At 64.4% G+C, this 16,377-nt stretch carries 14 protein-coding genes and 1 tRNA gene; 13 read left to right on the top strand and 2 right to left on the bottom strand.

The window, feature by feature from the left end:
• Positions 1–8 precede the first annotated feature (8 nt).
• The 13 genes from F8R15_RS03570 (at position 9) to F8R15_RS03630 (ending at position 13,244) form a co-directional block, all read left to right on the top strand.
• Positions 9–656 (top strand): amino acid ABC transporter permease, encoded by a 648-nt coding sequence (locus F8R15_RS03570; RefSeq protein WP_078522568.1) that lies wholly within the window; start codon positions 9–11, stop codon positions 654–656.
• Positions 657–709: 53 nt separating this feature from the next.
• Positions 710–1,366, top strand: coding sequence for an amino acid ABC transporter permease (locus F8R15_RS03575; protein WP_078522569.1), 657 nt, complete (start codon positions 710–712; stop codon positions 1,364–1,366).
• Between the two features lie 16 nt (positions 1,367–1,382).
• Positions 1,383–2,153, top strand: coding sequence for an amino acid ABC transporter ATP-binding protein (locus F8R15_RS03580; protein ID WP_152843599.1), 771 nt, complete (start codon positions 1,383–1,385; stop codon positions 2,151–2,153).
• Positions 2,150–3,508 (top strand): aspartate aminotransferase family protein, encoded by a 1,359-nt coding sequence (locus F8R15_RS03585; protein WP_152843601.1) that lies wholly within the window; start codon positions 2,150–2,152, stop codon positions 3,506–3,508. The genes F8R15_RS03580 and F8R15_RS03585 overlap by 4 nt, the downstream gene beginning before the upstream one ends.
• The gene (locus tag F8R15_RS03590; RefSeq protein WP_078542167.1) at positions 3,505–4,197 is read left to right on the top strand and encodes a CoA transferase subunit A; all 693 of its coding nucleotides are present in this window, start codon (positions 3,505–3,507) and stop codon (positions 4,195–4,197) included. The genes F8R15_RS03585 and F8R15_RS03590 overlap by 4 nt, the downstream gene beginning before the upstream one ends.
• Positions 4,184–4,837 carry a 3-oxoacid CoA-transferase subunit B gene (locus F8R15_RS03595; protein ID WP_253732377.1) on the top strand — a complete coding sequence of 218 codons (654 nt, stop codon included), beginning with the start codon at positions 4,184–4,186 and terminating at the stop codon, positions 4,835–4,837. Before F8R15_RS03590 ends, F8R15_RS03595 begins: the two co-directional genes overlap by 14 nt.
• A gap of 8 nt (positions 4,838–4,845) precedes the next feature.
• Entirely contained in the window at positions 4,846–6,138 is a 1,293-nt protein-coding gene (locus F8R15_RS03600; RefSeq protein WP_152843603.1) for an ArgE/DapE family deacylase, read from the top strand.
• 8 nt (positions 6,139–6,146) lie between these two features.
• Positions 6,147–7,322 carry an acetyl-CoA C-acyltransferase gene (locus F8R15_RS03605; protein ID WP_152843605.1) on the top strand — a complete coding sequence of 392 codons (1,176 nt, stop codon included), beginning with the start codon at positions 6,147–6,149 and terminating at the stop codon, positions 7,320–7,322.
• A 102-nt stretch (positions 7,323–7,424) separates the two neighbouring features.
• Positions 7,425–8,201, top strand: coding sequence for an enoyl-CoA hydratase-related protein (locus F8R15_RS03610; protein ID WP_152843607.1), 777 nt, complete (start codon positions 7,425–7,427; stop codon positions 8,199–8,201).
• Between the two features lie 51 nt (positions 8,202–8,252).
• Positions 8,253–8,334: transfer RNA gene (locus tag F8R15_RS03615), tRNA-Leu, on the top strand.
• A 128-nt stretch (positions 8,335–8,462) separates the two neighbouring features.
• Positions 8,463–10,244 (top strand): ABC transporter transmembrane domain-containing protein, encoded by a 1,782-nt coding sequence (locus F8R15_RS03620; protein WP_152843609.1) that lies wholly within the window; start codon positions 8,463–8,465, stop codon positions 10,242–10,244.
• Between the two features lie 170 nt (positions 10,245–10,414).
• Positions 10,415–12,304 carry an acyl-CoA synthetase gene (locus F8R15_RS03625; protein WP_152843611.1) on the top strand — a complete coding sequence of 630 codons (1,890 nt, stop codon included), beginning with the start codon at positions 10,415–10,417 and terminating at the stop codon, positions 12,302–12,304.
• Between the two features lie 193 nt (positions 12,305–12,497).
• On the top strand, positions 12,498–13,244 hold the full coding sequence (locus F8R15_RS03630; RefSeq protein ID WP_152843613.1) for a VPLPA-CTERM sorting domain-containing protein: 747 nt from the start codon (positions 12,498–12,500) through the stop codon (positions 13,242–13,244).
• A 369-nt stretch (positions 13,245–13,613) separates the two neighbouring features.
• On the opposite strand, the gene F8R15_RS03635 is transcribed toward F8R15_RS03630, so the two are convergent.
• Both F8R15_RS03635 and ettA read right to left on the bottom strand, forming a co-directional pair.
• A complete protein-coding gene (locus F8R15_RS03635; protein WP_078522580.1) occupies positions 13,614–14,423 on the bottom strand; it encodes a division plane positioning ATPase MipZ in 810 nt (269 codons plus the stop codon).
• Positions 14,424–14,614: 191 nt separating this feature from the next.
• The gene (ettA, locus tag F8R15_RS03640; protein ID WP_083078446.1) at positions 14,615–16,270 is read right to left on the bottom strand and encodes an energy-dependent translational throttle protein EttA; all 1,656 of its coding nucleotides are present in this window, start codon (positions 16,268–16,270) and stop codon (positions 14,615–14,617) included.
• Positions 16,271–16,377 lie beyond the last annotated feature (107 nt).

Genomic DNA, 16,377 nt, shown 5'->3' on the forward strand with positions numbered 1-16,377 from the left:
GGAATGCCGTGGATATCGAACTAATCCTCAAGGTCTATCCGTACTTCCTGAAAGCTGCCGTGATCACGGTCGAACTTTCGGTTCTGACCATCGTGCTGGGGCTCATCTGCGGGGCGCTTGGCGCAGCATCCCGGCTTTCGCGCTTTGCCATCCTGCGCTTCATCGGGGCGGCCTATGTCAGCTTCTTTCGTGGCACGCCTGCGCTGATCCAGTTGTTTCTGCTCTATTTCGGCGGCCCGCAGATCGGCATCCAGCTCGATGCCTTTCAGGCCGGGGTGATCGGTCTGGGCGTCAATATCGGGGCCTATATGACCGAGACGATGCGCGGTGCGATCGTCGCGGTCGACCGGGGGCAGACCGAGGCCGCGCGCACGCTGGGGCTGTCAAAGGCGCAGGCCTTCCGCAAGGTGACACTACCGCAGGCGCTGCGCCTGATGATCCGGCCGCTCGGCGTGAACATCAACGCACAGATCAAGGGCACGGCGCTCGTCTCCGCGATCTCGGTGGTGGAGCTGACCTATACCGCGCAACGCTACATCGGTTCGACCTACAAGCCGTTCGAGATGTTTTTCCTCGCGGGGGTTCTCTACCTCATCATCATCACCGCGGTGGGTAAGGGCGTGTCGTTCCTCGACCGCAAGGTGCGCATCCAATGAGTCGCGCATCCGCCCCCCTTTCCCTTTCCCGCCCGCAAGAGAAGGAGTGAGCCATGGGTCTCGATTTCTCCGTCATCCCGCCTTTCTACGGCACGCTCTTGCTGGGTGTCCTGTGGACCATCGCCATCACCGCCGCGTCGGCCCTGCTGAGCTTCTTCGGGGGTATCCTGCTCGCGGTGATCGCGCTTTATGCGCCAGCCATCATCCGCCTGCCGGTACGCTTCATCGCCTGGCTCTTCATGGGCACGCCGCTGCTGCTGCAACTCTTCCTGATCTATTTCGGGCTGGTGCAGATCGGCATCGACCTTCCGGCCTTCGTGGCAGGTGTGATCGGCCTCGGCTTCCACTTCGCGGTCTATAACTCCGAACTGATCCAGACTGCGATGCTCGCGGTGGACAAAGGTCAGATGGAGGCCGCGCGCACGCTGGGCCTGTCGCGCAGACAGGCGCTCGTCAAGGTCGTCGTGCCGCAGGCGGTGCGCGACGTGCTGCCGCCCATCGGCAACAACATGATCGCGCTGCTGAAAGACTCGGCGCTGGTCTCGGTGATCGGGGTGTCGGAACTGACGCTCTCGGCGCAACGCGCCATCGGCCAGACCTACCGCGCCTTCGAGTTCTACGCGGCCGCTGCCGTCCTCTACTACATCATCAATCTCGGCATGGAGGCGGTGATCCGCTGGTTCGAGAACCGCAACCGCCTCTATCGCTGATCCGGGAGATATCGACATGACAGAGACAAAATCCTTCGTCGAAATCCGTCACGCCCAGAAATCCTACGGCACGCTGGAAGTGCTCAAGGACATCTCGCTCAACGTGGAGCGTGGCCAGATCGTCGCTATCATCGGCCCCTCGGGCTCGGGGAAATCCACGCTGCTGCGCGCGATCAACGATCTCGATCCGCTGACGGGTGGCGAGGTCTGGCTCGACGGGGTGCAGGTCAACAAGAACCTGCCGCACAATCAGTATGAGAAGCACATCAACCAGATGCGTCAGGACATCGGCATGGTGTTCCAGCACTTCAATCTCTTCCCGCATCTAAGCGTTCGGGACAACGTGACGATGGCGCCGAAGCTGCTGAAGAAGATCTCCGACAAGGAGGCCGACAAGCTCGCCGAAGAGCAGCTCGATCACGTCGGCATGCTGGAGCGGATCGACTATTACCCGGCGCAGCTTTCGGGCGGTCAGAAGCAGCGTGTCGCGATTGCCCGTGCGCTCGCGATGAAGCCGAAGCTGATGCTGTTCGACGAAGCCACCTCGGCGCTCGATCCCGAGCTGGTGGAAGAGGTGAACCTGGTCATGAAGAAGCTCGCGCAAGAGCACATGACCATGATCATCGTCACCCACGAGATGGATTTCGCCGCCTCGGTCTGCGACCGCGTGCTGTTCATGGACAAGGGCGTCGTGGTCGAAGAGGGCCCGCCCGAGCAGGTCTTCAAGAACCCGACCCAGGAACGGACCCGGAATTTCCTGCGCAAACATCTCGAAGGTGCAAAATGACGACTGAAAAGTCTCACCTGTTCTACCAGTCGCGCCAGCCGCGACCTTTCCTCGAACGTTCCGAGGGAATCTACCACTACGACGAGAACGGGAAACGCTACATCGACGGTTCCTCGGGGGCGATGGTCTCCAATATCGGCCATTCCAATCCGCGCGTGCTGGAGAAGATGAAGGCGCAGATGGACCGTTCGACCTTCGGCTACCGGCTGCATTTCCGCACGCACCCCTCCGAGGATCTCGCCGCACGGGTCGCCGCGCGGATGCCCGAAGGGCTCGACAAGGTGTTCTTCGTCTCCGGCGGCTCCGAGGCGGTCGAGACCGCGATCAAGCTCGCACGGCAATATGCGGTCACGCAGGGCGAGGAGAGCCGTTACAAGGTGATCTCGCGGCTGCCCTCCTATCACGGTGCGACGATGGGCGCGCTGGGCGTCACCGGCAGCCCGCTCTTCACCGGGAAATTCGCGCCGATGTTTACGGAGATGCCGAAAGTTCCGGCACCGACCTGCTACCTCGACCGCGACAATCTCACCGAGGAAGAGCGCGGCATCAAATATGCCGAGATGCTGCGCGAGAAGATCGAGGCGGAGGGCCCCGAGACGGTGCTCGCCTTCCTGATGGAGCCGGTGGGCGGGGCCTCGACCGGCGCGCTCGTGGCGCCTGACAGCTATTACACCCGCGTGGCCGAGATCTGCCGCGAATACGGTATCCTGCTGATCTATGACGAGGTGATGACCGGGGCCGGGCGCACCGGCAAGTTTCTCGCCGCCGAGCATTGGGGGATCACCCCCGACATCGTCGCGCTCTCGAAAGGGTTCGGGGCGGGCTACGCGCCGCTGGGCGCCGTGGTCGCGCGCAATGACATGGTCGAGGCGCTGCTCGACGCGGGCGGCTTCCTGCACGGCTTCACCTATGCGGGCAACCCGCTGGCCTGCGCGGCCGGTCTCGCAGTGCTCGACGAGATGGAAGAGCAGGACCTGATCGGCAATGCCGCGCGGATGGGCGATGTTCTCAAGGCTCGGCTGACCGGGCTGATGGACCGCTACCCCTTCATCGGCGATGTGCGCGGCAAGGGCTTGCTGCTGGCGTTCGAACTGGTCTCGGACCGCGACACGATGGAGGTTCTGCCGAAAGAGTGGAACGCCCATACCGAGCTGGTCGAACTGGCCTATGAGCGCGGTCTCATCATCTATTCGCGTCGCACGCGGGGCGGCTACGAGGGCGACCATTTCCTCGTCTGCCCGCCGCTGATCGTGACCGAGGCGCAGATCGATGAGATCATGGCGATCCTTACCGACGCGCTCGACGCCTTCGCCGCCAATCACGACCTGCCGGTGGTCGAGGAGGTCAGCGCATGAAGCTGCCCGACAAATCCATCGCGATGGAAGAGGTAGTGGCGCAGATCCCCGACGGCGCCACGGTGCTGGTGGGCGGCTTCGGCGTGCCCGGCACCCCCTTCGCGCTGCTGCGCGAGCTGGCCCGTCAGGGGCAGCGCGACCTCGTGCTGGTCAAGAACGACGCCAACGAGGCGGGCATGGGCATCGACCACCTGATCGCGGGCGGTCAGGTGCGCAAGCTGATCGTCACCCATCTCGGGCTCAACGCCAACGCCATCGCGGCGATGAACGAGGGCCGTATGGAGGTCGAGTTCTGCGCGCAGGGCATCCTCGCCGAGCGTATCCGTGCCGGGGGCGCGGGGCTGGGCGCGATCCTCACCGATATCGGCATCGACACCGAATTGGCGCAGGGCAAGCAGGTGGTCGAGATGAATGGCCGCCCGATGCTGGTCGAACCGGCTCTGCGTGGCGATGTGGCGCTGGTCCATGCCGCGCGCGCCGATTGCTTCGGCAACCTCGCCTATGCCGCCACCGCGCGCAATTTCAACCCGCTCATGGCGATGGCCGCGACCCGCGTGATCGCCGAGACCGAAGAGCTTCTGCCGCTGGGCGGGATCGACCCGGACGCGGCCGAGAGCCCCGGCGCCTTCATCGACCACGTCGTGAAACTCGACGAGATTTCCGAGGAGTATGGCATTGTCAGACGCTAGATCCCGCATGGTGGCCCGTGCCGCGCGCGAAATCGCGCCCGGCATGGTCGTGAACCTGGGCATCGGCCTGCCCACCAAGGTGGTCAACCATCTGCCCGCCGACTTCCCCGTCTGCCTGCATTCGGAAAACGGGCTGACCGGGATCGGGCCGACGCTGCCGCCCGAGCGCGCCGACCGTAACCTGATCGACGCGGGCGGGGCCTATGTCTCGACGATTCCCGGCTCGGCCTTTTTCGACAGCGCGGTGAGCTTTGCCCTGGTGCGCTCCGGGCGGCTCGACCTGACGCTGCTGGGCGCTTTCGAGGTCGCGCAGAACGGCGATCTGGCGAACTGGAAGATCCCGGGCAAGTTCTCCCCCGGCGCGGGCGGCGCGATCGAACTGGCGCAGAAGGCGCGCCGCGTCGTCGTGATGACCACCCATTGCGACCGCAAGGGCAATCCGAAGCTGCTCGAGACCTGCTCGCTGCCGCTGACCGCGAAGGCGCGGGTGGCGCGGATCTATACCGACATGGCGGTCGTGGACGTGACCGCGCAGGGCTTCGCGCTGGTCGAACTGGCCGAGGGCATCTCCGAGACGGAGATCCGCGAGGCGACCGGCGCGCCCCTTGCGCTGCCGCAAGGCGACATTCCCAGATTCTGAGGCACCATATGGATACCGAGCTGAAAACCCGCATCCTCTCGGCGGTCGACGCTGCATTCGACGACGAGACCGCGTTTCTCTCCGAGCTGACCTCGCACCCGTCCACCCGTGGGCAGGAGCAGAGCGCGCAGGACTTCATGGCCGCCGCCCTCGATGAGCGCGGCTACGAGGTGGATCGCTGGCAGATCGATGTCGACAAGATCCGCGACATGCCGGGTTTCTCGCCGGTGATGGGCGATTACGAGGACGCGGTAAACGTGGTGGGCACCCATCGCAGCCAATCGCAAAAGGGCCGCTCGCTCATTCTCAACGGTCATATCGACGTGGTGCCTGCGGGCCCGCTGGACATGTGGGACGCGCCGCCGTTCGAGCCGCATGTCGCCGATGGCTGGCTTTACGGGCGCGGGGCGGGCGACATGAAAGCGGGGCTGGTGTCGAACCTCTTCGCGCTCGATGCGCTGCGCAAGGCGGGCTTCGCCCCCGGCGCGGATGTGTTCTTCCAATCCGTCGTGGAAGAGGAATGCACCGGCAACGGCGCGCTGGCATGCCTTGAACGCGGCTACCGCGCCGACGCCGCGCTGATCCCCGAACCGTTCGAGGAAAAGCTGGTCGGCGCGCAGCTCGGCGTGGTCTGGGCGCAGGTCCACCTGAAGGGCCTGCCCACTCACGTGGCCTATGCCGGCACTGGCGCCAATGCGATCGAGGCCGCGATCCCGCTGATCGAGGCACTGCACGGGCTGGAAGAACGCTGGAACGAACCGGGCTGCCGGCACGGTGATTTCGCCCATGTCCATCACCCGATTAACCTCAATATCGGCAAGATTCAGGGTGGCGACTGGGCGTCCTCCGTTCCGGCCTGGTGCATCTTCGACATGCGCATCGCGATCTATCCGGGGCAGGATATTGCCGCCGCGCGCGCCGAGATCACCGAGACCATCATGGATGCCGCGCGCTCCAACGCCTTCCTAAAGAACTCGCTGCCCGAGATCGTCTGGCACGGCTTCATGGCCGAGGGCTACGCGCTTTCCGACGACCACTCCGCCACGGCGAAGGCCGCGATCGGCGCCCTCGAAGGGGCGCATCGCAGCGTCAACGAGAGCGATCTCGATCGCGTGGCGATCACCGCGACCACCGATGCCCGCTTCTTCGGGCTCTATGCCGACACCCCCGCGCTGGTCTACGGGCCGCGCGCCGAGGCGATCCACGGCTTCAACGAGCGCGTCGAGCTGGAAAGCATCCGTCGCATCACCCAGAGCACCGCCCTGTTCATCGCGGACTGGTGCGGGCTCGAAACCATCTGAGGATTCCCATGCGTGACGCTGTCATCGTCTCCACCGCCCGCACGCCGATCGGCAAGGCCTATCGCGGGGCGTTCAACAATCTCGAAGGCCCGGCGCTGGCCGCCCATGCCGTGCGCGCGGCCGTTTCTCGCGCAGGGCTCGAAGGCGGCGAGATCGCCGATGCGATCTTCGGCTCCGCCCTCACGCAGGGCTCCACCGGCGTCAACGTGGCGCGCCATATCGCGCAGGCTTCGGGCCTGCCCGACTCCGTGGCGGGCGTCACGCTGGACCGTCAGTGCGCCTCGGGGCTCAACGCGATCGCGGCGGCGGCCCATGGCGTGATGACGGGCGAGATGGACGTGGCGCTTGCGGGCGGGCTCGACTCGATCTCGCTGGTGCAGAACGAACATTGGAACGGCTATCGCTATCGCAGCCCCGGTGTACCCGACGCCTACTACATGTCGATGATCGAGACGGCGGAGGTCGTAGCCGAGCGCTATGGCGTGACCCGCGAGGCGCAGGACGCCTATGCGCTGCAAAGTCAGGCCCGCACCGCCGCCGCGCAGGAAGCTGGCCGTTTCGATGCCGAGATCGTCCCGGTCGAGGCGGTGAAGCTGGTGAAGGACAAGGCCACGGGCGAAGTCTCTGAGCAGTCGGTGCGGCTCGAGCGCGACGAGTGCAATCGTCCGCAGACCACGCTGGAAGGGCTTCAAGGGCTCAAGCCGGTGCTGGGCCCCGACAAATGCGTGACCGCAGGCAATGCGAGCCAGCTGTCCGACGGCGCGTCTGCCTGCGTGGTGATGTCCGCCGAGGAAGCCGCGCGGCGCGGGCTGGAGCCGTTGGGCGCGTTCCGGGGCATGGCGGTTGCGGGCTGTGCGCCCGACGAGATGGGCATCGGCCCAGTCTTCGCGATCCCGCGCCTGCTGGAGCGCGCGGGGCTTTCCATCGAGGATATCGATCTGTGGGAGATCAACGAGGCCTTCGCCTCGCAGCTCCTCTATTGCCGCGACAGGCTGGGCATTCCCGACGACAAGCTCAACGTCAATGGCGGCGCGATCTCGATCGGCCACCCCTATGGCATGTCGGGTGCGCGCATGGCGGGCCATATCCTGCTGGAAGGCAAGCGCCGCGGTGCGCGCTACGGCGTCGTGTCGATGTGCATCGGCGGCGGGCAGGGGGCTGCGGGCCTGTTCGAGATATTCTGAAGAATACGAGGCGGGCGTCTTTCGTGACGCCCCGTTCCGCTTTCCCTTCGCGTGACCCGCGTTATCGTGGGGCCGCGACAAAGAGGGAGGCGCGTTTTCCAGATGGTGTTCAAGGTTATCCGGTACGAGGTCGAAGAGCAGGTCGCGGTGATCACGCTCAACCGACCCGATGTGATGAACGCGCTCAACGCGCAGATGCGCGCGGAAATCCTCGAGGCGGTGAAACGCGCCGAGGATGAGGCCCGGGTGATCGTGCTGACCGGCGCGGGGCGCGCTTTCTGTTCGGGGCAGGATCTGGGCGATGGCGTCTCGGCGGCCGGGCTCGATCTGGAGCGGGTCCTGCGCGACGAATACGAGCCGATGCTCAAGGCGATCTACGAGAGCCCGCTGCCGGTGGTCTCTGCAGTTAACGGACCCGCGGCAGGGGCGGGGGCGAATATCGCGCTGGCCGCGGATGTGGTGATCGCCTCGGAAGCGGCGAGCTTCATTCAGGCCTTCACGCGGATCGGGCTGATGCCGGATGCGGGCGGCACCTATTGGCTGCCGCGTCAGGTGGGTTTTGCCCGCGCGATGGGCATGGCGCTGTTTGCCGACAAGATCTCGGCGCGGCAGGCCGCTGACTGGGGCATGATCTGGGAAGCGATTGCCGAGGTCGATTTCGACCATCACTGGCGCGCCCTTGCGGCGCATCTGGCCAATGGCCCGACGGCAGCCTATCGCGCGGTGAAGCGCTCGCTCCGCGAGGGCTACAGCAATGATCTGTCGACCCAGCTGGAGCTGGAAGCGGAGCTGCAGGGCAGCCTCGGCCAGAGCCACGATTTCCGCGAAGGCGTGACCGCGTTCCTCGAGAAGCGCGCGCCGAAATTCGAGGGGCGCTGAGCGCCTCGCGGCCTTGCCAAGCCGCCGCGCCCGCGCTAGCCAGAACGCGCTGCGGGCGTGGCGAAATGGTAGACGCACGGGACTTAAAATCCCTTGGGCATTGCCCGTGCCGGTTCGAGTCCGGCCGCCCGTAGCCTTTTCTGCGAAAATGTGAGCTATCGTGAGGCCGTCCGGGCATGGGCGTGCCGCAGGCTTGACCAATCGAGGCTTGCCCGTAATGCCCCCGCCGCCTAAACCCTTGAACCAAGCAAGGGGGAATTCATGGCTCGCAGACCGACGGGACCGGCCGAAGACCGGCCGAAGACGAAGAAGATCGGCGCGCTCAAGGGGCTCGGCCCCTTCATCGCACCTTACAAGGGACTTGCCTTCGGAGCGTTGCTGGCGCTGATCGCCACCGCCTCGATCTCGCTGATCCTGCCGCTCGCGGTGCGCCGCGTGGTGGACGGGTTCCAGAAGGGCGCGGCGCTTCTCGATCAATACTTCTTCGCGGCTCTGGTCATCGCTGGGTTGCTCGCGATTGGGACGGGGCTACGCTATTACCTCGTGACGCGCTTCGGCGAACGGGTCGTGGCCGATATCCGCAAAGCGGTGTTCGACCGGGTGATCTCGATGAGCCCCGCCTTCTTCGAGCGAATTCTGACCGGCGAGATCATCAGCCGCATCACCACCGACACGACGCTGATCCTCTCGGTGATCGGGTCCTCCGTCTCGGTGGCGCTGCGCAACGTGCTGATCCTGATCGGCGGGTTGATCATGTTGATGTTCACCTCGGCCAAGCTGACCGGGCTGGTGCTGCTGGTCGTACCGGTGGTCGTGGTTCCCATCGTGGTTCTGGGCCGCCGCCTGCGGGTGCTGGGCCGCGAGAACCAGGACTGGATCGCGAATTCGTCCGGCTCGGCCTCGGAGTCGCTTCTGGCGGCTCAGACCGTGCAGGCCTTCACCCACGAGGCGATCACCCGCGAGAAATTCTCCGACGTCACCGAGAAAGCTTACCAGTCCGCCAAGAAGCGGATCGGCACGCGCGCGGTGATGACCGTGATCGTGATCTTCCTCGTCTTCGCAGGCGTCGTCGGCGTGCTGTGGATCGGCGCGCGCGACGTGCGCGGCGGCGAGATGAGCGTGGGCGAGCTGGTGCAATTCGTGATCTACGCGGTGATGGTGGCGGGCTCTGTCGGCGCGCTGTCGGAAATCTGGTCCGAATTGCAGCGAGCCGCAGGCGCGACCGAGCGTCTCGTGGAGCTGCTGCAAAGCGAGGACTCGGTGAAAGACCCCGAGCATCCGGTGCCGCTGCCGATGCCCGCAACCGGCGCGATCCGGTTCGAGGATGTGAGCTTCCATTACCCGTCGCGGCCGCAGGCCTCCGCGCTCGATCATGTCGATCTCGACATCGCGCCGGGCGAGACCGTGGCGCTGGTCGGGCCTTCGGGCGCGGGCAAGACGACCGTCGTGCAGTTGATCCAGCGGTTCTGGGATCCCGAGACCGGCAAGGTAACGATCGACGGCTACGACCTGCGCGACATGGCGCGGCACGATTTCCGTCAGGCGATCGCGCTGGTGCCGCAGGACCCGGTCGTCTTCGCCGCTTCGGCGCGCGAAAACATCCGCTTCGGTCGTCCCGATGCGAGCGATCGCGAAGTCGAAGAAGCGGCCCGCGCGGCCCATGCCTATGACTTTCTCGAAGCGTTGCCAGAAGGGTTCGATACCTATGTCGGCGAGCGCGGCGTGATGCTCTCGGGCGGTCAGAAACAGCGTATCGCGATTGCGCGGGCGATCCTGCGCGACGCGCCGATCCTGCTTCTGGACGAGGCGACCTCGGCACTCGATGCGGCCTCTGAACGCGAAGTGCAGGCGGCCGTCGATCAGCTCGCCAAGACCCGCACCACGGTGATCGTGGCGCACCGTCTGGCCACCGTGAAGAAGGCCGACCGGATCGTCGTCTTCGAGGACGGCAAGATCGTTGCGCAGGGCACGCATGACAGTCTCGTCTCCGAAGGCGGGCTTTATGCCGAACTCGCTAGACTGCAATTCACCGAAGGGGCGTGACGGGGCGTTCGCGCCTTTTCGCCTTGAACCCGGACGCTTGTTTCCCCACGTCAGAATTTGCGTGACGTGACGTTTTGGCGGCGGCGTAACTCTTGCCGTGGCGGGCGCTTTTGCCGCATCCTGCGCATGGCCCGTCAGTGGAGGAACGCGGCGGCCGCTGGAGGAGACTAATGCAGAAATTCGCGACAGTTGCCGACCGTGATGCGGTCGAGGCCGAGAAACCCTGGGAGGCGCGCAACCGCCCCGAAACGCTTTACGGCTTTCTGAGCGAGACCGCCAAGGCCCATGGCGATCGTCCGGCCCTGTCATTCCAGATCATGTCCGGCCCGACCGACAAGGCGGAGACGCTGAGCTGGTCGCAATTGCACGGCAAGGTCACGCAGGCTGCGAACCTGCTGCGCCATCTGGGCGTGGGGCCGACCGACACGGTGGCCTATCTGCTGCCGAACTCGCTCGAGACCGCGACGGTGCTTCTGGCGGGCGCGACGGCCGGGATCGTGAACCCGATCAACCCGCTTCTGGATGCCGAGCAGATCGGCGCCATTCTGCGCGAGACCAAGGCGAAGGTTCTGGTGACGCTGAAGGCGTTCCCGAAGACCGACGTGGCGCAGAAGGCGGCTGAAGCCGTGCGGCTTGCGCCCAATGTCGAGGCCGTGCTGGAGGTCGATCTCAATCGCTACCTCTCGCCGCCGAAAAGCTGGATCGTGCCCTTCATTCGCCCCAAGACCGAGGTGAAGCACAACGCGAAGGTGATGAGCTTCAACGGCGAAGCCAGCAAGATGCCCGGCGACCGGCTGATGTTCGACGATCCCAACGAGGATCGCGTCGCGGCCTATTTCCACACCGGCGGCACGACGGGCATGCCCAAGGTCGCGCAGCACAAATATTCCGGCATGATCTATAATGGCTGGCTCGGCGGGCGGCTCTTGTTCAAGCAAGACGACGTGATGATGTGCCCGCTGCCGCTGTTCCACGTCTTCGCGGCCTATCCGATCCTGATGTCGGCCATCGCCTCGGGCGCGCATGTCATCTTCCCGACCCCCGCGGGCTATCGCGGGGAGGGCGTGTTCGACAATTTCTGGAAGCTGATCGAGCGCTGGCAGGTGACCTTCCTGATCACCGTGCCGACCGCTGTGTCCGCGATGGTGCAGCGCAAGGTCGATGCCGATATCTCCTCGCTGCGGATCGCGCTCTCGGGCTCGGCCCCGCTGCCGATCGAGCTTTACAACCGCTTCAAGGCGGCAACCGGGGTCGAGATCGCGGAAGGCTACGGTCTGACCGAGGCGACCTGTCTGGTGTCGGTCAACCCGGTGGACGGGATGAAGAAGGTGGGCTCCGTCGGGATCCCGATGCCCTACACCCATGTGCGCATTCTCAAGAAGCGCAACGGCACGTTCGACGAATGCGCGCGGGATGAGGTCGGCGAGATCTGCGTTGCCAATCCGGGGGTCTTCGAGGGCTCGACCTATACCGAGCCGGACAAGAACCACGATCTGTTCGCCGAGGAGCGCTTCCTGCGCACCGGCGATCTGGGCCGTATCGACGAGGATGGCTATCTCTGGATCACGGGCCGCGCGAAGGATCTGATCATCCGGGGCGGGCACAATCTCGACCCGGCGGAGATCGAGGACGCGCTGCTGAGCCACCCGGCGGTGGCCTTCGCGGGCGCGATCGGTCAGCCCGACAGCTTCGCGGGCGAACTGCCTTGCGCCTATGTCGAGCTGGTTGCCGACGCCGAGGTGACCGACGAGGAGCTGATGGAACATGCGCGCGCGAATATTCACGAGCGCGCCGCGGTCCCGAAATATCTCGAGGTGATGGACGAGTTGCCGAAGACGGCGGTGGGCAAGATCTTCAAGCCCGACTTGCGCAAGAAGGCGATCACCCGGGTGCTCAATGCCGAGCTGGAGACGGCGGGCATCAAGGCGCATGTCATCTCGGTCACCGAGGACAAGAAGCGCGGTCTGGTGGCGCATCTGGCGACCACGGGAGACTGCGATCAGGACGCGCTGGCCCATAAGCTGGGCGAGTTTACCGTACCGTGGGACTGGGCCCGGTAACCTCCCTCTCGCATCGCTAGCAACAATCGCGCCGCCCTCCGGGGCGGCGTTTCGATTGTGGAAACATCATGGCGGCCCATCGTGAAATTGCCCCGGTGGAGCCCCAGTGCGTCCCGATTCCGATGGTTAATGAAAGGTAACGAAGTCGTCTCCGCATCAAGAACGGGGCGACGCCATCGAGATCGAGCGTGTCATGTTTTTACCGATTGCCAGTTTTGCGAAACGCTGTCTCGCCCTTGTGGTGGTGAGCGTCCTCTATGCCTCTGCCGCGCAGGCGGTGACAGTCGATCTGATCACCAACGGTGATTTCGAGACCGGCGATCTGTCGGGCTGGAATTCGACCAGCTCTTCCTATGCAGAGGACTTCCAGATCAATAACGGGCGGTTCAATCCGCGCGGGCCGACGCGCCGCGTGGATCCGATCTCGGGCAGTTACGACGTGATGAACGAGCAAACCGGCTACGGGATTTCGACCTTGACGCAGTTCTTCACGGTTCCCGATCGGGTGATCAGCGCAAGTTTCAACTTCACCTATCAGCTCGTGAACCACTACGCGTCGGGCTTCGACGACCCCGATCAGCAGTTCCGTGTGAGCCTGATCGACGATGCGGGCGCGGTGATCTCGCAGATTTTCTCGACCCAGCCGGGCGACGCGGCGGTCCAGGGCGCGACGCCGCTGAGCTACGATCTGACCAGTTATCTGCAGGCGGGTGTGGGGTCGACGCTGGGCATCCAGTTCGATGTCGAGACGAGCTATTACTATATGAACGCCTCGCTCGACGATATTGCGATGATGGTGGAGACGCCCGCCACCGTGCCGCTTCCCGCCTCGGTCTGGATGATGCTGGCGGGGCTGGGGCTTTTCGCGGCGCTTGGCTGGTCGCGCAAGGTCCGCAATGGCGTGGATATCGCAAACTGCGAGGGTCCTGTCGCGGCGTAAGAGGCCGTGAAAGCGTCCCGACAACGCCACTGACATATCCCCAGCCCGCCACGCAAGCGCCTCAATTGGCCGGAAATCTCGAAGGGTGACGCCAAAACGGCGTCGATACAAAGGAGACACGAAATGCGCTGTCTGGCTGCCCTTTTTCGCCTCTTCAAGCGCCGCGAGGATCGGATTGACCTGCGGATGAAAGAACTCGGCTCGATGCCCGCACCGTGCCGCAGACGCGTATCGCCTTTCGCTGAGATGCCGAAGCCTCAGTAAAAGCACGCGCTTTAGTCAGCTACCCGTACCAGTACGAAACGCCCGAGGGTCACTCCCAGCGGGCGTTTGTTTGTCTCAAGGGGCCTGTCGCGCCGTGAGAGAGGCTCAGAAGTCGACCGCGACGCCGGGCAGGTCCAGCTCCTTCATCAGGTCGCGCACTTCCTGACGGGCCGCCACGTTGGAGATGTTGAGGCTCTCGACGCCGAGGTCCTTGAGGTCCAGAAGCGTCAGCCCGCGCGGGAACAGCTCGCGGAAGATCACCCGCTCGGAGAAGCCGGGCGAGACGCGGAAACCGATGCGCTTCGAGAGCTGCTCCAAAGCCGCGCCCACCTTGCGCTTGTTGTGCATCTGCTGAGCGCCCACGCGGTTGCGCAGTACGATCCAGTCGATCGGCTTCAACCCCGCCTTCGCGCGCAGCTGCCGCGCCGACCAGACCATCTCGGAGTAGATCGAGGGGCCGATCACCTTCGAGGTCACCGGGTCGATCCGTGCCAGCAGGTCGAAATCGATGAAACTGTCATTGAGCGGCGTGACCAGCGTATCGGCCAGCGAATGCGCGACCTGAGACAGCCGCGTATGCGAGCCGGGGCAGTCGATCAGGATGAAGTCGCAGGACGGCTCCATCTCGGCTACGGCGGTCGACAGCCGGTGGTCATAGGGGTTCTCCCCCGGACCCAGCGTCGAGGCGTCCACCTCGGGCAGTTCGCGATAATCGGGGCAGGGCAGGTCGAGCCCCTCGCGATCCATATAGGCCAGCCGGTTCTCGACATAGCGCCCGAAACTGCGCTGCCGCAGATCGAGATCGAGCGCCCCCACTTTCCATCCCATCCGCGCCAAGGCGGTCGCCACATGCATCGAGGTGGTGGACTTCCCCGACCCACCCTTTTCGTTGCCCATCACGATGATATGCGCCAAGTCCCATCCCCGCTTTGTCTTGTGTCTTGTCCCTCGCCAGACACTATAGATGGCAATCGGGAACTGGGGAAGGTGGCGCGCAAGGGGCGAGGTGCCGTGGCGTAGAAACACTGCGTTTAAGCAACAGAGAAAAGCGCAGAGCATGGTTATGCTCTGCGCTTTCGCTTTTCGTTCGAAGTGTGTGTCGGAACTTACCGGCTAAACTTCTTGTACTTCACCCGCTTCGGCTCGACAGCATCCGGACCGAGGCGACGGATCTTGTCTTCCTCGTAATCCTCGAAGTTGCCCTCGAAGAATTCCACATGGGCGTCGCCCTCGAAGGCGAGGATGTGGGTGCAGAGGCGGTCGAGGAAGAAGCGGTCGTGCGAGATGATGATCGCGTTGCCGGCGAAGTCTTCGATCGCGGCTTCCAGCGCCTGCAGGGTTTCGACGTCCAGATCGTTGGTCGGTTCATCGAGGAGCAGCACATTGCCGCCTTCTTTCAGCAGCTTGGCCATGTGGACGCGGTTGCGCTCACCACCCGAGAGGAGACCCACCTTCTTCTGCTGGTCGCCGCCCTTGAAGTTGAACGCGCCGCAATAGGCACGGCTGTTGACCTGCGCGTCGCCCAGTTCGATCAGCTCGGCCCCGCCGGAGATTTCCTCCCAGACGGTCTTGTTCGCATCCAGCGCATCGCGCGACTGGTCGACATAGGCCAGCTTGACCGTGTCGCCGACGGTGATCTCGCCGGTGTCGGGCTTGTCCTGACCGGTGATCATGCGGAACAGCGTGGATTTACCGGCGCCGTTCGGGCCGATCACGCCGACGATGGCGCCCGGCGGGATCGAGAAGGACAGGTTCTCGATCAGCTGCTTGTCGCCGTAATGCTTCGAGATGCCCTCGACTTCGATCACCTTGCCGCCCAGACGCGGGCCGTTCGGGATGATGATCTGGGCCTTGCCGACGCGCTCGCGCTCGGACTGGTCCGCCATCTTCTCATAGGCCGAGATACGCGCTTTGGACTTCGCCTGACGCGCCTTGGCGCCGGCCCGGATCCACTGAAGTTCCTTCTCGAGGACCTTCTGCTTGGCCTTGTCCTCGCGGGCTTCCTGCTCGAGGCGCTTGGCTTTCTGTTCGAGCCATGCGGAGTAGTTGCCCTCGTAAGGGATGCCGCGGCCGCGCTCGAGTTCGAGAATCCACGAGGTGATGTCGTCGAGGAAGTAACGGTCGTGCGTGACGCAGAGGATCGTGCCCTTGTATTCGATCAGGTGCTTTTGCAGCCAGGCGATTGTTTCCGCGTCGAGGTGGTTGGTCGGTTCGTCGAGCAGCAGCATGTCGGGCGCTTCGAGCAGCAGCTTGCACAGCGCGACCCGGCGGCGTTCCCCGCCCGAAAGGGTTTCGACATCGGCCTCGTCGGGCGGGCAGCGCAGGGCTTCCATCGCGACGTCGACCTGGCTGTCGAGATCCCAGAGGTTTTCCGAGTCGATCTCGTCCTGCAGCTGGGCCATTTCCTCGGCGGTCTCGTCCGAGTAGTTCATCGCCAGCTCGTTGAAACGCTCCAGCTTGGCTTTCTTGGCGGCCACGCCTTCCATGACGTTGCCGCGCACGTTCAGCGCCGGGTCCAGATCGGGCTCCTGCGGGAGGTAGCCGACCTTCGCGCCTTTCGCGGCCCAGGCCTCGCCCGAGAAGTCCTTGTCGAGGCCTGCCATGATGCGAAGCAGCGTGGATTTACCCGCGCCGTTGACGCCGACGACGCCGATCTTCACGCCGGGAAGGAAATTCAGGCGGATGTTTTCGAAGCATTTCTTGCCACCCGGATAGGTCTTCGAGACACCATCCATGTGATAGACATATTGATAGGACGCCATGGTCGACCTCGTTTGGAATAAGGGGTTTGGGCGCCTTCTATGCGGAAAGCCGGCATAGGGAAAGGGGGCGTGGCGGGGGCCTACGGGCGAGCCTGCCGCTTCTGTCG

Source organism: Thioclava sp. JE_KL1, from assembly GCF_009296265.1.
Classification (GTDB): domain Bacteria; phylum Pseudomonadota; class Alphaproteobacteria; order Rhodobacterales; family Rhodobacteraceae; genus Thioclava.